General features: G+C 36.9%; 12 protein-coding genes. 2 read left to right on the top strand and 10 right to left on the bottom strand.

Going from position 1 to position 17,508, the window contains the following annotated elements:
* The first annotated feature begins 109 nt into the window (after positions 1-109).
* Both KQI69_RS06025 and KQI69_RS06020 read left to right on the top strand, forming a co-directional pair.
* On the top strand, positions 110-1,102 hold the full coding sequence (locus KQI69_RS06025) for an ATP-binding protein (protein ID WP_216564442.1): 993 nt from the start codon (positions 110-112) through the stop codon (positions 1,100-1,102).
* Positions 1,103-1,158: 56 nt separating this feature from the next.
* The gene (locus tag KQI69_RS06020) at positions 1,159-2,331 is read left to right on the top strand and encodes a ribose-phosphate pyrophosphokinase (protein WP_216564441.1); all 1,173 of its coding nucleotides are present in this window, start codon (positions 1,159-1,161) and stop codon (positions 2,329-2,331) included.
* A gap of 573 nt (positions 2,332-2,904) precedes the next feature.
* Here KQI69_RS06020 and KQI69_RS06015 read toward each other — a convergent pair.
* From KQI69_RS06015 to ileS, 10 genes are all read right to left on the bottom strand, one after another.
* Positions 2,905-4,065: a carbohydrate-binding domain-containing protein gene (locus KQI69_RS06015; protein ID WP_216564440.1), complete on the bottom strand. Its 1,161-nt coding sequence runs from the start codon at positions 4,063-4,065 to the stop codon at positions 2,905-2,907.
* Positions 4,066-4,085: 20 nt separating this feature from the next.
* On the bottom strand, positions 4,086-4,760 hold the full coding sequence (locus tag KQI69_RS06010) for a DUF4956 domain-containing protein (protein WP_216564439.1): 675 nt from the start codon (positions 4,758-4,760) through the stop codon (positions 4,086-4,088).
* Positions 4,761-4,804: 44 nt separating this feature from the next.
* The gene (locus tag KQI69_RS06005) at positions 4,805-5,527 is read right to left on the bottom strand and encodes a polyphosphate polymerase domain-containing protein (RefSeq protein WP_216564438.1); all 723 of its coding nucleotides are present in this window, start codon (positions 5,525-5,527) and stop codon (positions 4,805-4,807) included.
* Positions 5,528-5,695: 168 nt separating this feature from the next.
* Entirely contained in the window at positions 5,696-7,387 is a 1,692-nt protein-coding gene (locus KQI69_RS06000; protein ID WP_216564437.1) for an AAA family ATPase, read from the bottom strand.
* 176 nt (positions 7,388-7,563) lie between these two features.
* Positions 7,564-9,429 (bottom strand): ABC transporter ATP-binding protein, encoded by a 1,866-nt coding sequence (locus tag KQI69_RS05995; protein ID WP_216564436.1) that lies wholly within the window; start codon positions 9,427-9,429, stop codon positions 7,564-7,566.
* On the bottom strand, positions 9,426-11,225 hold the full coding sequence (locus KQI69_RS05990) for an ABC transporter ATP-binding protein (RefSeq protein ID WP_216564435.1): 1,800 nt from the start codon (positions 11,223-11,225) through the stop codon (positions 9,426-9,428). Before KQI69_RS05990 ends, KQI69_RS05995 begins: the two co-directional genes overlap by 4 nt.
* Positions 11,225-11,698 carry a hypothetical protein gene (locus tag KQI69_RS05985; protein ID WP_216564434.1) on the bottom strand — a complete coding sequence of 158 codons (474 nt, stop codon included), beginning with the start codon at positions 11,696-11,698 and terminating at the stop codon, positions 11,225-11,227. The genes KQI69_RS05990 and KQI69_RS05985 overlap by 1 nt, the downstream gene beginning before the upstream one ends.
* A 270-nt stretch (positions 11,699-11,968) precedes the next feature.
* The gene (locus KQI69_RS05980; protein ID WP_216564433.1) at positions 11,969-12,958 is read right to left on the bottom strand and encodes a translation initiation factor 2; all 990 of its coding nucleotides are present in this window, start codon (positions 12,956-12,958) and stop codon (positions 11,969-11,971) included.
* Positions 12,942-13,364, bottom strand: a complete 423-nt coding sequence (locus tag KQI69_RS05975; RefSeq protein WP_216564432.1) for a DUF4869 domain-containing protein — start codon at positions 13,362-13,364, stop codon at positions 12,942-12,944. Before KQI69_RS05975 ends, KQI69_RS05980 begins: the two co-directional genes overlap by 17 nt.
* 328 nt (positions 13,365-13,692) lie before the next feature.
* Positions 13,693-16,854, bottom strand: a complete 3,162-nt coding sequence (ileS, locus tag KQI69_RS05970) for an isoleucine--tRNA ligase (RefSeq protein ID WP_216564431.1) — start codon at positions 16,852-16,854, stop codon at positions 13,693-13,695.
* Positions 16,855-17,508: the final 654 nt, after the last annotated feature.

The raw sequence follows: 17,508 nt of genomic DNA, 5'->3' as shown, positions 1-17,508 counted from the left end.
TACACGGTGTGTACGACGAGAAAATGGAAGCAGTATATCGGAAATCCAGCCGAAAGGACTCATTTTGAGAAGATTCCGAGAGTACATTTTTAAAGTATGGAGGAAATTTATGGGATTATCAAACACTCAATATCGTGATATCATGTATAAGTATGACCAATTGAGATTAAAAAATAAACGCCTTGTTGCTTCGAGATATGAAAAACTTTTTGAAAAATTCCCAAAACTAAGGGAAATCCAAAATGAAATCATAAATCTCTCTACCAATCAGGCACGCATGGAACTCTTAAATCCTGATGAAAAGCTTAATGAAGAAACCTATCGTGCCAAAAAAGAAAACCTTATTGCACAAAAAAGGGAATTACTTATAAAGAATGGTTACCCAGCAGATTTTCTCTCACCAGTTTACACCTGTAAAGACTGTAAAGATACCGGATATATAAATAACAAACCATGTCATTGTCTAAAACAGTATGAGATTAAATCTTTATATAAAAACTCAAATCTTGCTGATATACTTGAAAAGGAAAATTTCAATACATTTAATCCTGACTTTTACGACAATAAACATATTATAGAAAATTTATCACTTACAGCAAGAGAAAATATTCTTAGAGTTAAAGATGTATGTCTTGATTTTGTCAAACATTTTGACACTTCATATGACAATCTCATATTTTACGGCGAAACAGGTGTAGGTAAAACCTTTCTTACACACTGCATAGCAAAAGAACTCTTAGACACCTCACATACTGTTGTATACTTGACTTCTTTACAGCTTTTTGATATTTTAGAAAAAAATAAGTTCTACAAAACTGATGAGTATTTAAACAATGAACAAATCTCATATATTCTGAACTGTGAACTGCTCATTATTGATGACTTGGGCACAGAACTTGCAAATGGTTTTACAACTTCTCAGTTGTATTATTTTATAGAAGAAAGACATATGAACCAAAAATCAACAATTATCTCAACCAATCTCTCATTCCAGGAATTGAGAGAAAGGTACAGTGAGCGTATTTTTTCACGGTTTACCGGATATTATAATTTTTATATGATTGCCGGTGACGATATACGCATTAAGATTGCTATCTCTTAACCCGGGAAAATTATTTTATTTTCCTTATCCAAATACATTATGGAGGACAAATTATTATGAAACGACATGACAAATTAGCTGAAACAATCCCTTATGGCACTCTTGGTATTCTCGCCCTTGAGAGCAGTAAAGATATGGGAAAAAGAGTCAATGATTACATTGTTGACTGGAGAAATGACAGAGCTGCAAACCACGCAACTGCTGCTTCATATGCCGGTTACAACAGAGATTCATTTATAATCGACTCTGCCTGCCCTAGATTTGGTTCTGGTGAGGCAAAGGGTATTATCAGGGAGTCAGTTAGAGGTCAGGACTTATATCTCTTGGTAGATGTATGTAATTACAATTTAACTTACACTGTATGCGGTCAGACAAATCATATGTCTCCTGATGATCATTATCAGGATTTAAAGCGCATAATCGCTGCTGTTGGTGGAAAAGCAAGAAGAATAACTGTTATCATGCCATTCTTATATGAAAGCCGCCAGCACAGAAGAAGTGCACGCGAATCTTTAGACTGTGCACTTGCACTTCAGGAACTGACACAGATGGGTGTTGAGAGCATCATCACTTTTGACGCACATGATCCCCGTGTACAGAATGCAATCCCATTAAAGAGTTTTGAGACAGTCCAGCCGACATATCAGTTTATCAAAGCACTTCTCAAAAATGTTGAAGACTTAAAGATTGATACAGAGCACCTTATGGTTATCAGCCCTGATGAAGGAGCTATGGGACGTGCCGTTTACTATGCAAATGTTCTCGGAATCGATATTGGAATGTTCTACAAACGCCGTGACTATAGCAAGATCGTAGACGGCAGAAATCCTATCATTGCACATGAATTTCTCGGTTCAGACCTTAAGGGAAAAGATGTTATAATTATTGATGATATGATTTCATCAGGTGAGAGTATGATAGATGTTGCAACAGAGTTAAAGAGAAGAGAAGCTAACCGTATATTTGTTGCAGCTACATTCGGTCTTTTTACAAACGGAATGGAAAAATTTGATGAGGCTCACGAAAAGGGACTTATCGACAAAGTGCTTACAACAAATCTTGTATACCAGCCTGAAGAAGTACTTAAGAGGGATTACTATATAAGTGTTGATATGAGCAAATATGTAGCACTTCTTATAGACACACTCAATCACGACCAGTCTATCAGTGACCTCTTAAATCCAACAGAGCGTATACAGGCCGTTCTTAAAAAATATGGTCAGATTTAATCACACTAAGATATTTGATATATTTGGGATATCGCACTGACATTATTCAAAATAAAACAGTTTTTTGACAACTGTTTTGTAACTTTAAAAATATTGTTTTCTAAAAACACCGACAAAAAATATCTGTTTTGCCGGTGTTTTTTTAGATTTTGTTTAGAAATAAACACTGATTTTCACAATCACTTCATAAATGAAACACAAAACAAACACATTTCCTCTGTATAATGTACTCATAAACATAAAGGAAGCGGGTGGGAAAACAAAAGTAGAAATTATATTTAATAGTTTTTATTTTTGTCACCTGTTTCGACAAAAACTAAATTAGCTTATTGACTTATGTTTGAGATAGATTCTTTTTCATTTTTTTCATTTGGGTCTGTAGTAGCTCCCTCTGCTGCAGACCAACTCCTTTTTGTACCGTACTTAAATAATTAAGTACACAAATTTTTTTACATTATTTTTTCATGAACTGACAGTGAAAGCTGTCAGTTCAATCCTCTTTTTTCTTTAAAGACAAAAACAGCTCTACCAGTTTGGTAGGGCTGTTTTTGATTCAAGAAGCATCCCCCGCTTTTAGTTTTTAGCTTTCAGCTCGGTCAATTTTATATTAGATGCGATGTTTTGTTTTTCAGCTTTAATTTTCTTCTTTTTAGATGATATAGAGATTTTCACTGATGACTTGATATTCAATGTCTGTTTTGCCCTTATGCCGTGGTCTGCCGTACTTGTAAGGCTAAGACTTCCATCTGTTATATTTACATCTGCACTGGCATGGATACAATCACCGTATGAATTTATACTGATTTTTCCACCCGATATATCTACATTTGCTGATACAGCAGTCTTACCATTTTTTCCCGAACGGCCTGCTGCTATGCCTCTAAAGTCTTCAAACCTTGTATCTGAACTTTTTCTTGTCTTTATGCTTATACTTCCCTTTTTAACAGTTACGCCTGTTCTTCCCTGAATCCCTTTGTCAACGGCATCTACAAGTACACTTCCACCTTCAACGATAACTTTCTGTGATGCCTTTATTCCGGTGTCAGATGAGGTCACTGATATGTCGCCGCCGCTTATTCCTATATTGTCAGCATGTAAACCAGCGTTCTTTGACACGATAAATACATTTCCCGCCGAAATGCTTATATCCTTTTTGCTGTCTATGGCATTTCCATTTGACGATGTATCTTTTACATTAAGACTGCCGCTTCCTGATATTTTTAAGTTTCCATCACTCTTGATAACTGCGTCAGGAGATATCTTCTTACTGCCACTCTTTCCTGTGACCTCAGGAAATGCCGCTGGTCCGGTCAGAACATTTCTTGTTCCCTTCACAAGCTGTATATTAAGACCCGCCGACTTCTTTGTATTATAAATACATGCTGTCTTTGTATTATTCATCGTCACGCCATTTAAACGAAGTGTTACATTCATCTGTCTTTTATTCATAATTATCCTATATGAACCAAAATTGCCTTTTAATGTGTATGTACCATTTTTTGTAATTGTAACAGTCTTACTTTTATTTGATACAACGGCTTTGCCATTTGTCGTTGTGACAGAAGCCTTCCCAGCCTTAACTACCGATGCCTTTTTCTTTGCTGCCGATACACCCTCCATATTAAATGGAGATACTGCCGCCACCGATGACATGAGCACAGCGGCCACTACTGCCGATGTAAAAATCTTTTTGCCATTAAATCTTACCATTTTAAACAATTCTTTTTTTCTCATAATATCCCTCATTTCTATTTTTAAAGCTGTTCTGCCTGCTGCACGATTCTTCCACATACAACCGTAAGATTCCCATTTCTGCATCTTATTGCATCAATGAACTCTTTCTCTTTGCTGTTATCCTTAAATTCTATATAATAATGTAACTGATACATGCTTCCCATATTTACGGTCTTGACATTCTGCATCTCAACTTTTTTCAGATATTTATCAAAAATATCATCAAAAATATCCGTATAATCAAGATTTTCATAGATTGTGATTTTTAATGTTCTCATATTTTCCTCGCCATTAAAAAATGGAACTGCATATATAACAAGCATCACCACAATAACAAACACCGTTATAAATGCGGCATATGTAACATATCCCATACCGGTAGCAAGCCCCACTACCATAGCAAAAAATATATTGCTTATCTCACGGCTTGTTCCCGGTATTGAACGAAATCGCACAAGGCTGAACGCTCCGACAATCGCCACCCCTGTTCCAAGATTTCCATTGACGAGCATTATCACTGTCTGCACCATCGCCGGCAATATGACGAGCGAAACAAAAAAATTTTTTGTTGTCTTTCCCGTAAACGCATAACACAACGCTATCACAAAGCCCAGAACCAGCGAAGCCCCAGTACACTTGACTGCTGTGGCGATGGTCAGCGAATTTGTAGTAAAATTTAAAATCGTATTAAACATAATTCCTCCACCTATGTATATATTCTTTGTGAACTACACATTGACTAACTCCGGCATGCCCCCTGCATCTTCAAGCTAAGTAACTGTGTGTATACTGTTCCATATTTTGAAAAAGAAACGGGATATATCTCACAGTTCTCCAAAAGTTTTATAAGCCAGAACGGATATGCAGCCGAAGCCTTTATCTCAAGCATGACACTATCATCAGTCATAATATTTTTTCCGTAATCTCCATGAGACATATCCAAGTCATCAGTGCGATATCTTATATTAAAGTCAAATGTAATACGAAGATCACTGCCTTTTGGATCAAATAATGCAACCCTGTCATACGCCAGATATACCTTTGGTTCAGGTTTGTAAAACGATAAAACATAATCAAGCTCTCTAAGTATCTGCGTGTCAGCTTTCTCTATGCGCCCCGCAGCCACAGCCGCATATGCCTCTTCAAGCCTCATCGCCGCCCTGCGTTTATAAACGATTCCGTTATACTTTTTCTTCAACTCAAGATAAACCGTATCTCCGCTTTTTATGTTTCCATATCCCCGAAGCCTGATTTTTTCTTTGTAAACAGGTTTTTCTATAGATTCACGAATCATATCATACTGACCGGTATCATAGTAGATATTGTTTATTGTATCAAGACCAAACTCATCTACCTGCATATGCCTGTCAACTTCCTCACGAAACCTTTCATACTTATCCCTCGTCAAAAGATATTTTTTTTCATATCTTTTAAAGGTCATAAGTACATCTTTTCCCACCATATGTATCTCCCCCTGTCCTAAGCCATGCCAAAAACAATCCGCCTTGTTTTTGACACATTTTATTTACACTTTATTATACATAACTTTATATCTAAAAACCATATTTAAAATTATTCTTAAGTAATTCTTAATAATAGGCAGCGGTTATAAATTTTTTTACAATGTCAATCAGTTACCACCGATTAAAACTTTTTTACCTTCAAATGCAAAACCATAATGATGTATATTTTCTTTTTTTATACCAATATTGAATAATTCTGCATCATAGTTCTTTTGATTAATCTGATTTAAAGCAGACTGCACCGTATCCCCAAGTGACTCCTCTTCATCAGGTTCATGCACCTTAAATTCCAAAATGATGGCATCATCCGATGCAGACCGCGGCACAAGCATAACATCATATCTTCCATATCCACTTTCACGATTTGACTTCACCTCATATCGTTCACGCAGTTCAACTAATAGTCCAAGAACAAAACCATGATAAAAACGCTCTGGCTGGCTTCTATGTGATGGTTGTCTTCCCGTATCAAAACTGCTAAATGTCGCAAGTGCCACATCATTCATATAAATATTCATTTCCTTTAGACTTCCTTTCAACAAAGCCTTTATAAAATCATTATAGTTTGCATCAGAACTCTCAAACCATCCCTTAAACATGTTCAAAAACATACTTACCGTTTCAAGATTAGTGATATTTAATTTATACCATGGCTCTAATGTTATTCCACGATAATCAACATCTTCCACCTTCAAATATCCACTGGCAAGCAAAAGACTCCAAATTGCACTTTCATTATAATCCAATTGTTCAAACACAATCTGCTCATCAAAATTTACAGCTATACTATGACCATTTATCAGATCCTCCATCTTTTCTTTTAAATTAACAGATGCTTTTCGTATAAGTTTTCCCACCAGCCCATTTGAACTTGTAGATGCCCAGTATGGGCGAATCTTCTTTTCTTTCAGATAGTTAGTTATCGACCATGGATTATATATATCCCGATGCTCACCAAATGTAAAACCATCATACCATTGTTTTACGATTTGTTTTTTATCTCCCATCCCAAAATCATCTAATGAATCAAAAACTTCTTTTTCGGTAAATCCAAAACATGACGCATACATATCTGAGGTTGTCGTTACAACACTCAAATTATTGAGATCTGAAAAAATACTCTCTTTAGATACTCTCGTTACTCCTGTCATTATTGCACGTTCCAAATATGGATTTGTCTTGAATGTTGAATTAAAAAAATTCCGGATAAAAGATGTAAATTCTTTCCAATAACCATTTATATATGCCTCCTGCATAGGCGTATCATACTCATCCAATAAAATAATAACTTTTTTATCATAGTAACGTGCAAGATATACGCATAATACATTTAACGCTTCTACCGCTTGAACATCACCCATATTTCCAGTTATATTTTTAAATGCCTTTTTTTCATTATCACTCAATATTTTTCCTTCAACCAAATATCTGTTTTCTTCATATAACTTTACGATCTGATTTTTAATCTGCTGTTTTGAATCGTTAAGATTGTCTGATTTTACTGCCGCAAAACTTAAAAACAAAACCGGATATGTCCCTTGAATCTTCCTGTACTTTTCCTCATTCCATATCGAAAGCCCCTCAAATAAATCCCCCCTGTCAGAATATTTATTTGAGAAAAAGCACTCCAGCATACTCATATTTAGAGTTTTTCCAAAACGACGCGGGCGGGTTATCAATGTAATACTGTCTTCATTCTCCCACCATTCTTTTATAAAATCCGTCTTATCAATAAAAAAGCACTTTTTTTCTCTTATTGTATCGAATCCCTGATTTCCTATACTTATTATTTTTCCCATAAACTTACCCACTTTCATTTTCTATAATCATTCTGCATTTTGAGATTTTTATATTATCCCACAATATTTCAGCGTGTATGCTTTTGGCTCATTTAATCATGTCTACTCACAAGTTCTATATTGGAACAACTATATACACTCCATAGGCGTAAATACCTGACTAATATATCAGTACACTATTTGTAATTTTCTGCCTGTGCTTTCCACATTTTTTGATATTGTTCCGATTTTCTAAGCAGTTCCTTATGCACACCCTCGGCACACAGTTCGCCGTCCTTAAATACAAAAATCCTGTCGCAAAAGATACAGCTTGAAAGCCTGTGTGAGATAAAAACTAATGTTTTTTCTGACAGCAATGTGTTAAACTTGCTATATATCTCTGCTTCCGCCATAGGGTCAAGAGCTGAAGTCGGTTCATCCATGATACAAAATGGCGAATCCTTATACAAGGCTTTGGAAATTGCAATCTTCTGTGCTTCTCCACCCGACAGCTCCACTCCACTGTTATCAAAGTCATAATTCATATATGTCCGGATACCATTTTGCATCGCTTTCACACGCTCTCGCATACCCACATTGTCAAGCACCTGTTCAATCTTCCCAATATCTGCCTGATCCGATGATGCTATGTTTTGATCTAATTTTATGGAAAATAATACAAAATCTTGAAAAACGGCAGAGATGAAATCTATATATTCACTAAATGGAATCTTCTGAATGTCAATTCCATTAATCGTGATAGTACCACTCGTCGGACGATACAGACGACACAACAGACGGATACAGGTTGTTTTTCCAGAACCGTTCTCCCCAACGATTCCAATATGCTCGCCCTTTCTTATCTTAAATGAAATATTATGCAATGCCCACTTTTTAGCACCGGGATACCGATAAGAAACATGATTGAATTCAATCTCAAAATCATCATTTTGCATATCCCGTATTAGACTGTCAATGTCGTTCCTGCTTTCTTCTTCCTCCTTTTGCTCTATCACAGCATCCCCATCTCCAGAATCTCTGCTTTGCTCTATAAAATCCATATACTGCTGAAGGAATTTTTTATTTTCACCAAATTCTGCGACCGTCTGAATATTTTCACTGATACCATCAAGAAATTTAGTGATGACACCCACAAATACGACAACCGTACCGATATCAATCACTTTGTACCATGCGAGAGATCCTACAAAAATGTAAGTCACTAAAAGCAATAAAGAGGTCAGTATCGTGTTTTTCACTCTAAACGCTGCCTCCTCGTCGCCCAGTTTTTCCATAAAATCTCTTACTGCATTTTTGGATTTAGTGAACTCACGACCAATTAACTCCTGTTCCTCATAAATTCTGATATCCTTCCCGTATCTATAATTTGGGAATATCTCCTGCCGATAAAAACCGAAAATGCGGTTAATCGGTGCTACCTCACTAAAACGCAAAAATATATTTTTACCATGTTTCATTCCATTTTTGGCAGATAATATAGAAATCCACACAAGAATTCCAACCAGACAAAGTATAACAAACGGAATATAGGTAACATGTACCCGGGCGTGCTTTACCGCATCAAAAACTATTTTTAAAATCTGGACTACTGCCATAAAGATCGTTAAAACACCGGTACACCATTTTTTTATGAGATTAGCCTCGTTTGCCCAACTGTCCCCTCTTTGAAATCTGCTCTGCCTAATATTTTCCAACAAGATTTGAACCTCGCTGCTCTCCAGTCTCGAATACTCCATATCCATCGCACCTTTTGCAAACATCAAATCCTGCTTATATGTCAGCTCCACGATGCATAAATCTATTTTATTTACGAGCAGTGTGACCAATAGATCCACGAAAAAAGTAGTAAGTGCCAATACTCCTGCCATTAAGATGATTTTTTTCATCTCTCTGCCAGCATAAAGCTCATTTATAATCCATCCCATAAACTGAACAACAAGGAAAGGCTGTACTGAAAAAAATACGGAATATGCCAATGTAAAAGGGATTAAGCATGACACCTGTCGATGTATTGTCTTTACCATCTTAATCGTCTCTTTCATAATTTACAATCATACTCCTTTCTGTAATATTTGCTCTGCTCCTGATACATAGTATAATACAGCCCCTTTTTCTCCATCAGGGAATCGTGACTTCCTTCCTCTTCTATTTTGCCGGAATCCAATAAAACAATTTTATCACAGAAATTTGTGCTGGCAAGACGGTGTGAAATAAATACGGATGTCTTTCCCGCACTCAATTCACTATATTGCTGATAGATGCTGTTCTCAGATACCGGATCTAACGCAGCCGTCGGCTCATCGAGGATAAGCAGATTACTGTCTTTGTATATGGATTTTGCTATCATTAAGCGTTGCTGTTCGCCCATAGACAGGTCTGTTGAATCCCTTTTTACCTGAGTATTGATGGAAGTTCCAATCCCCTCAGACAGTATCTCCACTCGCTCCCACAAGTCTACTTTTTTCAGGCACTCAATCACTTTGTTCTTATCTGTCTTTTTCTCTGTTGCAGAAGATACATTCTGTGCAATGCTTACCGGAAGGAGAAGAATCTCCTGAAAGACAGCGGCAAGATACTTAAAATACTCTGTTGAAACGCACTTCGCAATATCGACATCATTTACTAAAATCCTTCCCTTCGTAGGTCTGTATAAACCCGTAAGCAGTTTTACAAATGTAGTTTTCCCAGAACCGTTGCGTCCCACAATGGCTATCTTTTCTCCCGAACGGATAGTCAAATCAATATTTTTTAATACTTCATGTTCTGAGTCGTCATAGCAAAAGCTGACATTCTCAAACCGGACAGACGGTGCCGTACTTAAGACACAGTTACATTCTGCTGTATCTTCTGTTTCTGGCATATCCAGATATTCAAAAAAGTCTTGAAAAAACATAAAAAAACGGTGCAGTTTTGATAAATCTGACATAAAGCTCTGGAGCCATACAGATAATCCCGTCACTACACCAGTCAAAAATAGAAAATCTTCCACCCTAATCTGACCGTTATACACCATAACAATCAAAAAAGCATAGGAAAAAATATTTCTTACGAAAGACAACACATGAACGAAAGAAATGGCGTATGTTCTTCCTCTGCAAATATTTTTTTCTAAGGCAAGTCTGTTTTGAATCGTCTTGTTATAAATTCCATATAATAAATTCTGCATATGATACAGACGGATTTCCCTGCCCGCCCGCGTAGCGACAACTTCCTTTTCTAAATATTTTATCTTTCTATCCTCGTCCGCCATCCGATTCTTTTGCTTCTGTTCCTGTTTGTTTAATCTGTCATGGAAGAAGTAGCCGGCAGTCGCTGTGACCACCGTTATCAAAAAAAGTATCTTCTGATAAGAAAAAATTGTTATTCCGTAAAGTACGAACCCACATAGATTTACCATGCAGGATACTGATACTTTTATAAACTGCTGCCCACCATCATAGATGGCATTCACTGCCTTCTGTCGTTTTTGCTGCCCCTCTGCGCTTTCCACATTCTTATAGTCAGTATGTAATGTCTTTTCATCGACATATTTTAACAAAGTATTAACAAGTACCCGACTATACCATTCCGACCGTCCCTCAAGCCACTCCGATAATGTTTGTATAAGCAGAATCAGTAAATAACCTGTAAACACAATCAAAAGAAAACGAGAAAATATATATTGCTGCGTAATCCCCCTTATAATCATTTTCTGCATAACAAGATTGATATAAGGTGAAACCACCAAAACCGGAATCTGAATCAATGAAAAAATCAACAGCTTTCGATTATTATCCCATACTTTGGACAGAAAAAACTGCAACATTTTCCGCACAGTATATTTTTTCTCCCTATCCATCAATCCACCTCTGTCTTTCTCTCAGATTGCGGATTGTTCTCGCAGACCATTGTCCAGCATATACCATAAGGATCAATCAAGCTGCATCTTATCCCCTGCTCTGACTGTTCAAGTGGAATATTATTCTTTGAACCAGCCTCTGTAAACTTTTTATACAACTCCCTGATCAGATCAGGCTCCTTTACATGGATATCAAATGCAATATTGTCATTGCAGCCGGAAAGCTCGCCTGTTCCCGTAAATACAATAGCCGGAGTATCACCCATTGTCACATAGAACTTACTATCCTCCAGATTAATCTCTAGCTGTGCCGAAAAAACAAAATCTTGAAATTTTGCTTCTATTCCTTGCGGAAAAGAATTCTCCGCCTCTTTAAAACTCTTTTGTGCAAGCACTTTTACATCAAAGCATTGACTGTAAAAGCTAATTGCCTCATTGCATAAACCACCAAATGTTAATTTTACACTTATCATTTTTTCTTCCTCCTTCAATAAACTTTACACACATACACTTATTCGCTTGTCCACAATATATCTCCATGGAACAAATGTAACCCCAATCATTAGAAAAATCAATACTTTGTGCATGAAACGACATTTTTCTGTCAATTTTAGGCAAAAACAGTCTTTCCATTTTCTTTTTCTGCTCCTTTGGACAATACATGCTATCCTATTTTTCAACTATACTTGATTAGTCAAGCGGATATTCGCAATCCGCTTTGCTACTTGCTCATGACAATATTTCTATATATTATCCTTTAGTTCTATTTCGTTTGGCATATTTGAAATAATTTTTTCTACAATGTGTCTTTGAAGATAATAGTGATTTAAGTTACTTTTTGAATATTCTGCTATACTGTCATGCGTCATTTCTATCAATAAATGTGTAAAAAATCTTTCCCAGCTTATGTACTTTTTACATTCAACATATTCCTGTGTGTTCTTCATTATTTCATTTAATTTTTTTGATTCTATTATACCAGATTGTAATATTAAATACTCAAATGATTCAGGCAGCCACAATGTCACCCTGTTTTTTTCAATTGTTTCAAAAAATTCCATACAATCCTCTATTAATGAGCCAAATGCCGCACCATCTGCAACTACAAGTGTATTTTTCGTTGCAGTCTGCTTTACTGTTTCTACAATATTTCCGTTTCCATTTGCACTTATAACACATCTATCTTTAAAAATATTTGAAAAAAACTGATACCCTGAATTGCTATCTTCCGTTATAATATTTTCCACTTCATTTCCTTTTATTATAGGATAATTACTGTATATTTCCTTTAATTCATGATATGACTCTTTTATATCAGTTCTTTTTCCATCTGTAAAAATTTCATATATCTCATGGATACTGTATGGAAGCATTTTTAAAGGTGAGCGAGTCACTAAAACAAAATAATTTCCCGAATTTCTGACATATTCTGCAAATTCTTTTCTTAATACAAAATCATTATTTTCTTCTATAAATATAACTGTATTCTCTAACGAATACAATGCATCTCTCCAATCGCGTCCTACTTCATCTCTAATATATACAAAATATTTTGCATCTGTTGTAACTTTATATCCTGACTGTTTTCCTACTCTCAGATATTCATATAACATATGCAGAAGTGTAGTTTTTCCAGTTGCACTATCACCTTTTATTATTGTTATATTTCTTCTTATCGTAAAATCAAATAAAACCTTTTTACTCCTTACCCTAAATTTATAGCTTCCCTTCATCCAACAATGCCTCCGCTTCAAACAATCCCTCAACATAGTCTTTACGATTATGCACTATTTTACCAGTGTTCATTATTTGAATTTCAAATTCTCCTTCAAAATGCATAATGTGTCTTAAATAAACAACCAAGTCCTTTTTTCTTGCAATTTTCAAAATCCATTTAGCACAATTATTTCCACAATTTGACATATTATAAACAAATGAATCATCCTTTAACATCAATATCAACACTTTCACTCCTCCCGATAATTCCTTAGGAGTGATCGCACCCAGAACCGGACTCTCAATAATATGTGCATTTATTACTTTTGAGCTGTCCACATCTTCTATCATTTCCTTTACAAATGGATCTTCTAACCATTCATCTTCATATACATTATCAAAATATGATGGTGCATCTTTCATATATTCTACCCCAGCATAATACCATATTTTCAACAATTTCTATAACCCCCCTATCGTCTTTTTTATTTTTACTCTATCTGCTTATATTTTTCTCTTAATACACATATTCTATCAAAAATCCTCTTAACTTTGAATATATTTATTTTATCAAAAAAATCCAGCTTACATATCATTTTAATGGTACATGGCATATACCACCAATGATTTTAAGCCGGATTTTCTATTTTATTTATTTTTTATTATACTGCAGTTTTTTATCAATCTTTGCAAATCTTATACCATTGTACTTAGTACACTTCATACAATATCACATAAACAATATATATATCTACATTTTTTCTACGCCAAGTGTTACTTTCTCGCCATTGATGTTCCACTCTTTTGTGAATCCAACAGCTCCGTCATACTTAGTTTCATTTGCAAGTACCTCTGACTTAATCTGCTCCTCGTTTTTCTTTACGATGTCAGCTATCTTGTCATTGTCCTGCATTGATACACGGATATGGTCCATTACCTCAAATCCTGCGTCTTTACGCATTGTCTGGATTTTACTGATAACCTCGCGTACAAATCCCTCCTCGATAAGTTCAGGCGTAAGATTTGTGTCGAGTACGACTGTTATTCCGTGGTCTGTATCTGAAATGTAACCTTCCATCTGTGCTGCTTCGATGAGAAGGTCATCTTTTTCAAGCACTTCCTCGTTTCCGTCAACTGTGATAGTAAGGTTTCCTTTTTCGTTGATCTCTGCCATTGCTTTCTGACCGTCAAGTCCTGCAAGGATTTCCTTGACATTGTTTATCTGTTTTCCAAATCTGCGGCCGAGTGTCTTAAGCTGTGGCTTGAAGCTGTATGTTGTAAGTTCGCTTACATCCTGTGTGAGTACGGCTTCTTTGACATTAAGCTCATCCTTGATAATATCCATATAGAACTCTGAAAGCTCTGCATCAGCTTTAACATACATCTTTCCGATTGGCTGACGGTTCTTGATGTTTGCTGTGTTACGGCAGGCACGACCAATTACTACGGCTTCAAGTACAGTTTCCATATCTTCTTCAAGTTTCTTGTCGATATGAGCCTCGTTTACCTCAGGGAAATCACAGAGGTGTACGCTTTCAGGTGCATTTGCATCAATAGTGCATACAAGGTTTCTGTAAATATCCTCTGTCATAAATGGAATCATAGGTGCTGCTGCCTTTGAGATTGTTACAAGTGCAGTGTAAAGTGTCATGTAAGCATTTATCTTGTCCTGCTCCATACCCTTTGCCCAGAATCTCTCACGGCAGCGTCTTACATACCAGTTACTCATCTCGTCAACAAAGCTCTGAAGTGCTTTTGCTGTCTCAGGGATGCGGTATGCTGCAAGGTTCTCATCTACTTCTTTGACAGTGCTGTTAAGTCTTGATAAGAGCCATTTATCCATTACTGAAAGTTTGTCATAGTCAAGTGTATATTTTGTTGCATCGAACTCATCAATATTTGCATAGAGTACAAAGAACGCATATGTGTTCCACAATGTACCCATGAATTTGCGCTGTCCCTCCTGAACTGCCTTACCGTGGAAACGGTTTGGAAGCCAAGGAGCACTATTGATATAGAAATACCAGCGGATAGCGTCAGCACCGTATTTGTCAAGTGCCTCAAACGGATCTACCGCATTTCCTTTTGACTTACTCATCTTCTGTCCGTTCTCGTCCTGAACATGACCAAGCACGATAACATTCTCATAAGGAGCTTTGTTAAACAAAAGTGTTGACTCTGCCATAAGTGAATAGAACCATCCTCTTGTCTGGTCTACTGCCTCAGAGATAAACTGTGCAGGGAACTGAGCCTCAAACAAGTCCTTATTTTCAAATGGATAGTGATGCTGTGCAAATGGCATTGCTCCTGAATCGAACCAGCAGTCGATAACTTCCGGTACTCTCTTCATTGTCTTGCCACAGTCAGGGCACTTAAATGTTACAGCGTCAATATAAGGTCTGTGAAGTTCAACTTTTGCATCGTCAGGATTTCCACTTCGCTCTGCGAGTTCTTTGCGGCTTCCGATAGATTCCTGATGGCCGCAGCCCTCACACTCCCAGATATTGAGTGGTGTCCCCCAATAACGGTTACGGGAAATTCCCCAGTCCTGAATATTTTCAAGCCAGTTTCCGAAACGGCCTTTACCGATTGAATCAGGAATCCAGTTTACAGTGTTGTTGTTGCGTACAAGGTCATCTCTTACCTCTGTCATCTTGATAAACCATGATTCTCTTGCATAGTAGATAAGCGGTGTATCACATCTCCAGCAATGAGGATAATCATGCTCAAACTTAGGTGCTGCAAAAAGCTGTTTCTTTGCATCGAGGTCTTTTAACACCTCTGGGTCTGCTTTCTTTACGAAAAGACCTGCGAATGGTGTCTCCTCTGTCATCTCACCTTTTCCGTTTACGAACTGCACAAATGGAAGGTCATAGTTGCGTCCTACATTTGCATCGTCCTCACCAAATGCAGGTGCGATATGAACGATACCTGTACCGTCTGACATAGTTACATATGTGTCACCTGTAACAAAGAATCCCTTTTTGTGCTGTTTGTCTGCACACTCTTTTGCACAAGCGTAAAGCGGCTCATACTCTTTATATTCAAGCTCTTTACCTGCAAATGTCTCAAGAACTTCGTACGCTTTTACGCCGTTCTCCTCGTCAGCAAGCTTGCCGAGTACATTGTCGAGAAGTGCCTGTGCCATATAATATGTGTAACCGTCTGCTGCCTTTACCTTGCAATATGTCTCATCAGGATTTACACAGAGGGCAACATTTGATGGAAGTGTCCAAGGTGTTGTCGTCCATGCAAGGAAATATGCATCCTCATCTTTAACCTTGAAGCGGACTACTGCTGAACGCTCTTTTACAAGCTTGTAACCCTGTGCAACTTCCTGTGATGAAAGAGGAGTTCCACAACGAGGGCAGTAAGGAACTATCTTAAATCCTTTATATAAAAGTTTCTTGTTCCAGATTTCTTTTAATGCCCACCATTCTGACTCGATAAAGTTGTCATCGTATGTTACATATGGATTGTCCATATCAGCCCAGAAACCTACCGTACCTGAGAAATCTTCCCACATACCTTTATATTTCCAAACTGACTCTTTACACTTCTTGATGAATGGCTCCATACCATACTCTTCAATCTGCTCTTTGCCGTCAAGACCGAGCATCTTTTCAACTTCAAGCTCTACAGGAAGACCATGCGTATCCCATCCGGCTTTACGGGGAACCATATATCCTTTCATAGTCTTATATCTTGGAATCATATCTTTGATGACACGCGTAAGCACATGACCGATATGAGGTTTTCCGTTTGCTGTAGGAGGTCCGTCATAAAATGTATAAGTAGGGCATCCCTCTCTTGCTTTCATTGATTTTTCAAAAATCTGCTGGTTACGCCAGAATTTGCCGACATTTTTCTCTCTGTCAACGAAATTTAAGTCTGTTGAAACTTTTTCGTACATAATAATTTTCCTTTCTTAAATAAATAAACTTCAAAGAGTCGCTTGCGACTCTTTCGCGCTTGAGCGGAATACGTAGCATTTATTTCCTTTCCGCGAAATGCGCATCCTCACGGAGTGTTTTTTAATGTTATAGGAAACAAAAAGTTTCCTATAACATTAAAAAAGCTCTCATCCCCAAACAGGATGAAAGCATAAACTATCATTAACCACCTATTCTGATGTACATCGTCTGCTCTAAATCCACTGCTGTTCACACATATAATATGACAACAATCAAAATCCTATACAGACAGGATACATGACCTATATAACGGTAGGGACCGGCTCAGTGTACTCAAACATTTTCCACCTGCAACTCAGGAGTGATATTCCCAGTTTGTCAGATATCCGGTTCGCACCATCCCGGACTCACTGTACTCTTTCCCAAAAAGGTACTGTCTCCGTCTTAGTCTTTAACATATGTGTTCATTTTATATTGCATTTTTCAAAAAGTCAAGAGTCAGTATTTTTGGTTCCGAAAATATCTGTTATTTACCTTTTATAAGAACCTCATTGCCTCTAAACGCAAAACCGTAATGATGGATGTTTTCTTGTTTTACTCCTCTTTTTATCAGCTCTGCATCGTAATTTTTTTCTTCTATCTGTTTTAATGCC

The organism is Eubacterium sp. MSJ-13 (assembly GCF_018918235.1).
Lineage (GTDB): Bacteria > Bacillota > Clostridia > Lachnospirales > Lachnospiraceae > Butyribacter.
Note: the sequence above shows the minus strand (reverse complement) of the source record. Positions and strands in the feature narration are given on the sequence as shown.

Bases quoted from the DNA above. Each gene is read 5' to 3' on its own strand.
- KQI69_RS05980 (WP_216564433.1), bottom strand. From the start codon at position 12,958: ATGAAGGGAAGCTATAAATTTAGGGTAAGGAGTAAAAAGGTTTTATTT.
- ileS (WP_216564431.1), bottom strand. From the start codon at position 16,854: ATGTACGAAAAAGTTTCAACAGACTTAAATTTCGTTGACAGAGAGAAA.
- KQI69_RS06005 (WP_216564438.1), bottom strand. From the start codon at position 5,527: ATGGTGGGAAAAGATGTACTTATGACCTTTAAAAGATATGAAAAAAAA.
- KQI69_RS05985 (WP_216564434.1), bottom strand. From the start codon at position 11,698: ATGATAAGTGTAAAATTAACATTTGGTGGTTTATGCAATGAGGCAATT.
- KQI69_RS05995 (WP_216564436.1), bottom strand. From the start codon at position 9,429: ATGAAAGAGACGATTAAGATGGTAAAGACAATACATCGACAGGTGTCA.
- KQI69_RS06000 (WP_216564437.1), bottom strand. From the start codon at position 7,387: ATGGGAAAAATAATAAGTATAGGAAATCAGGGATTCGATACAATAAGA.
- KQI69_RS06025 (WP_216564442.1), top strand. From the start codon at position 110: ATGGGATTATCAAACACTCAATATCGTGATATCATGTATAAGTATGAC.
- KQI69_RS05990 (WP_216564435.1), bottom strand. From the start codon at position 11,225: ATGGATAGGGAGAAAAAATATACTGTGCGGAAAATGTTGCAGTTTTTT.
- KQI69_RS05975 (WP_216564432.1), bottom strand. From the start codon at position 13,364: ATGAAAGATGCACCATCATATTTTGATAATGTATATGAAGATGAATGG.
- KQI69_RS06010 (WP_216564439.1), bottom strand. From the start codon at position 4,760: ATGTTTAATACGATTTTAAATTTTACTACAAATTCGCTGACCATCGCC.
- KQI69_RS06015 (WP_216564440.1), bottom strand. From the start codon at position 4,065: ATGAGAAAAAAAGAATTGTTTAAAATGGTAAGATTTAATGGCAAAAAG.
- KQI69_RS06020 (WP_216564441.1), top strand. From the start codon at position 1,159: ATGAAACGACATGACAAATTAGCTGAAACAATCCCTTATGGCACTCTT.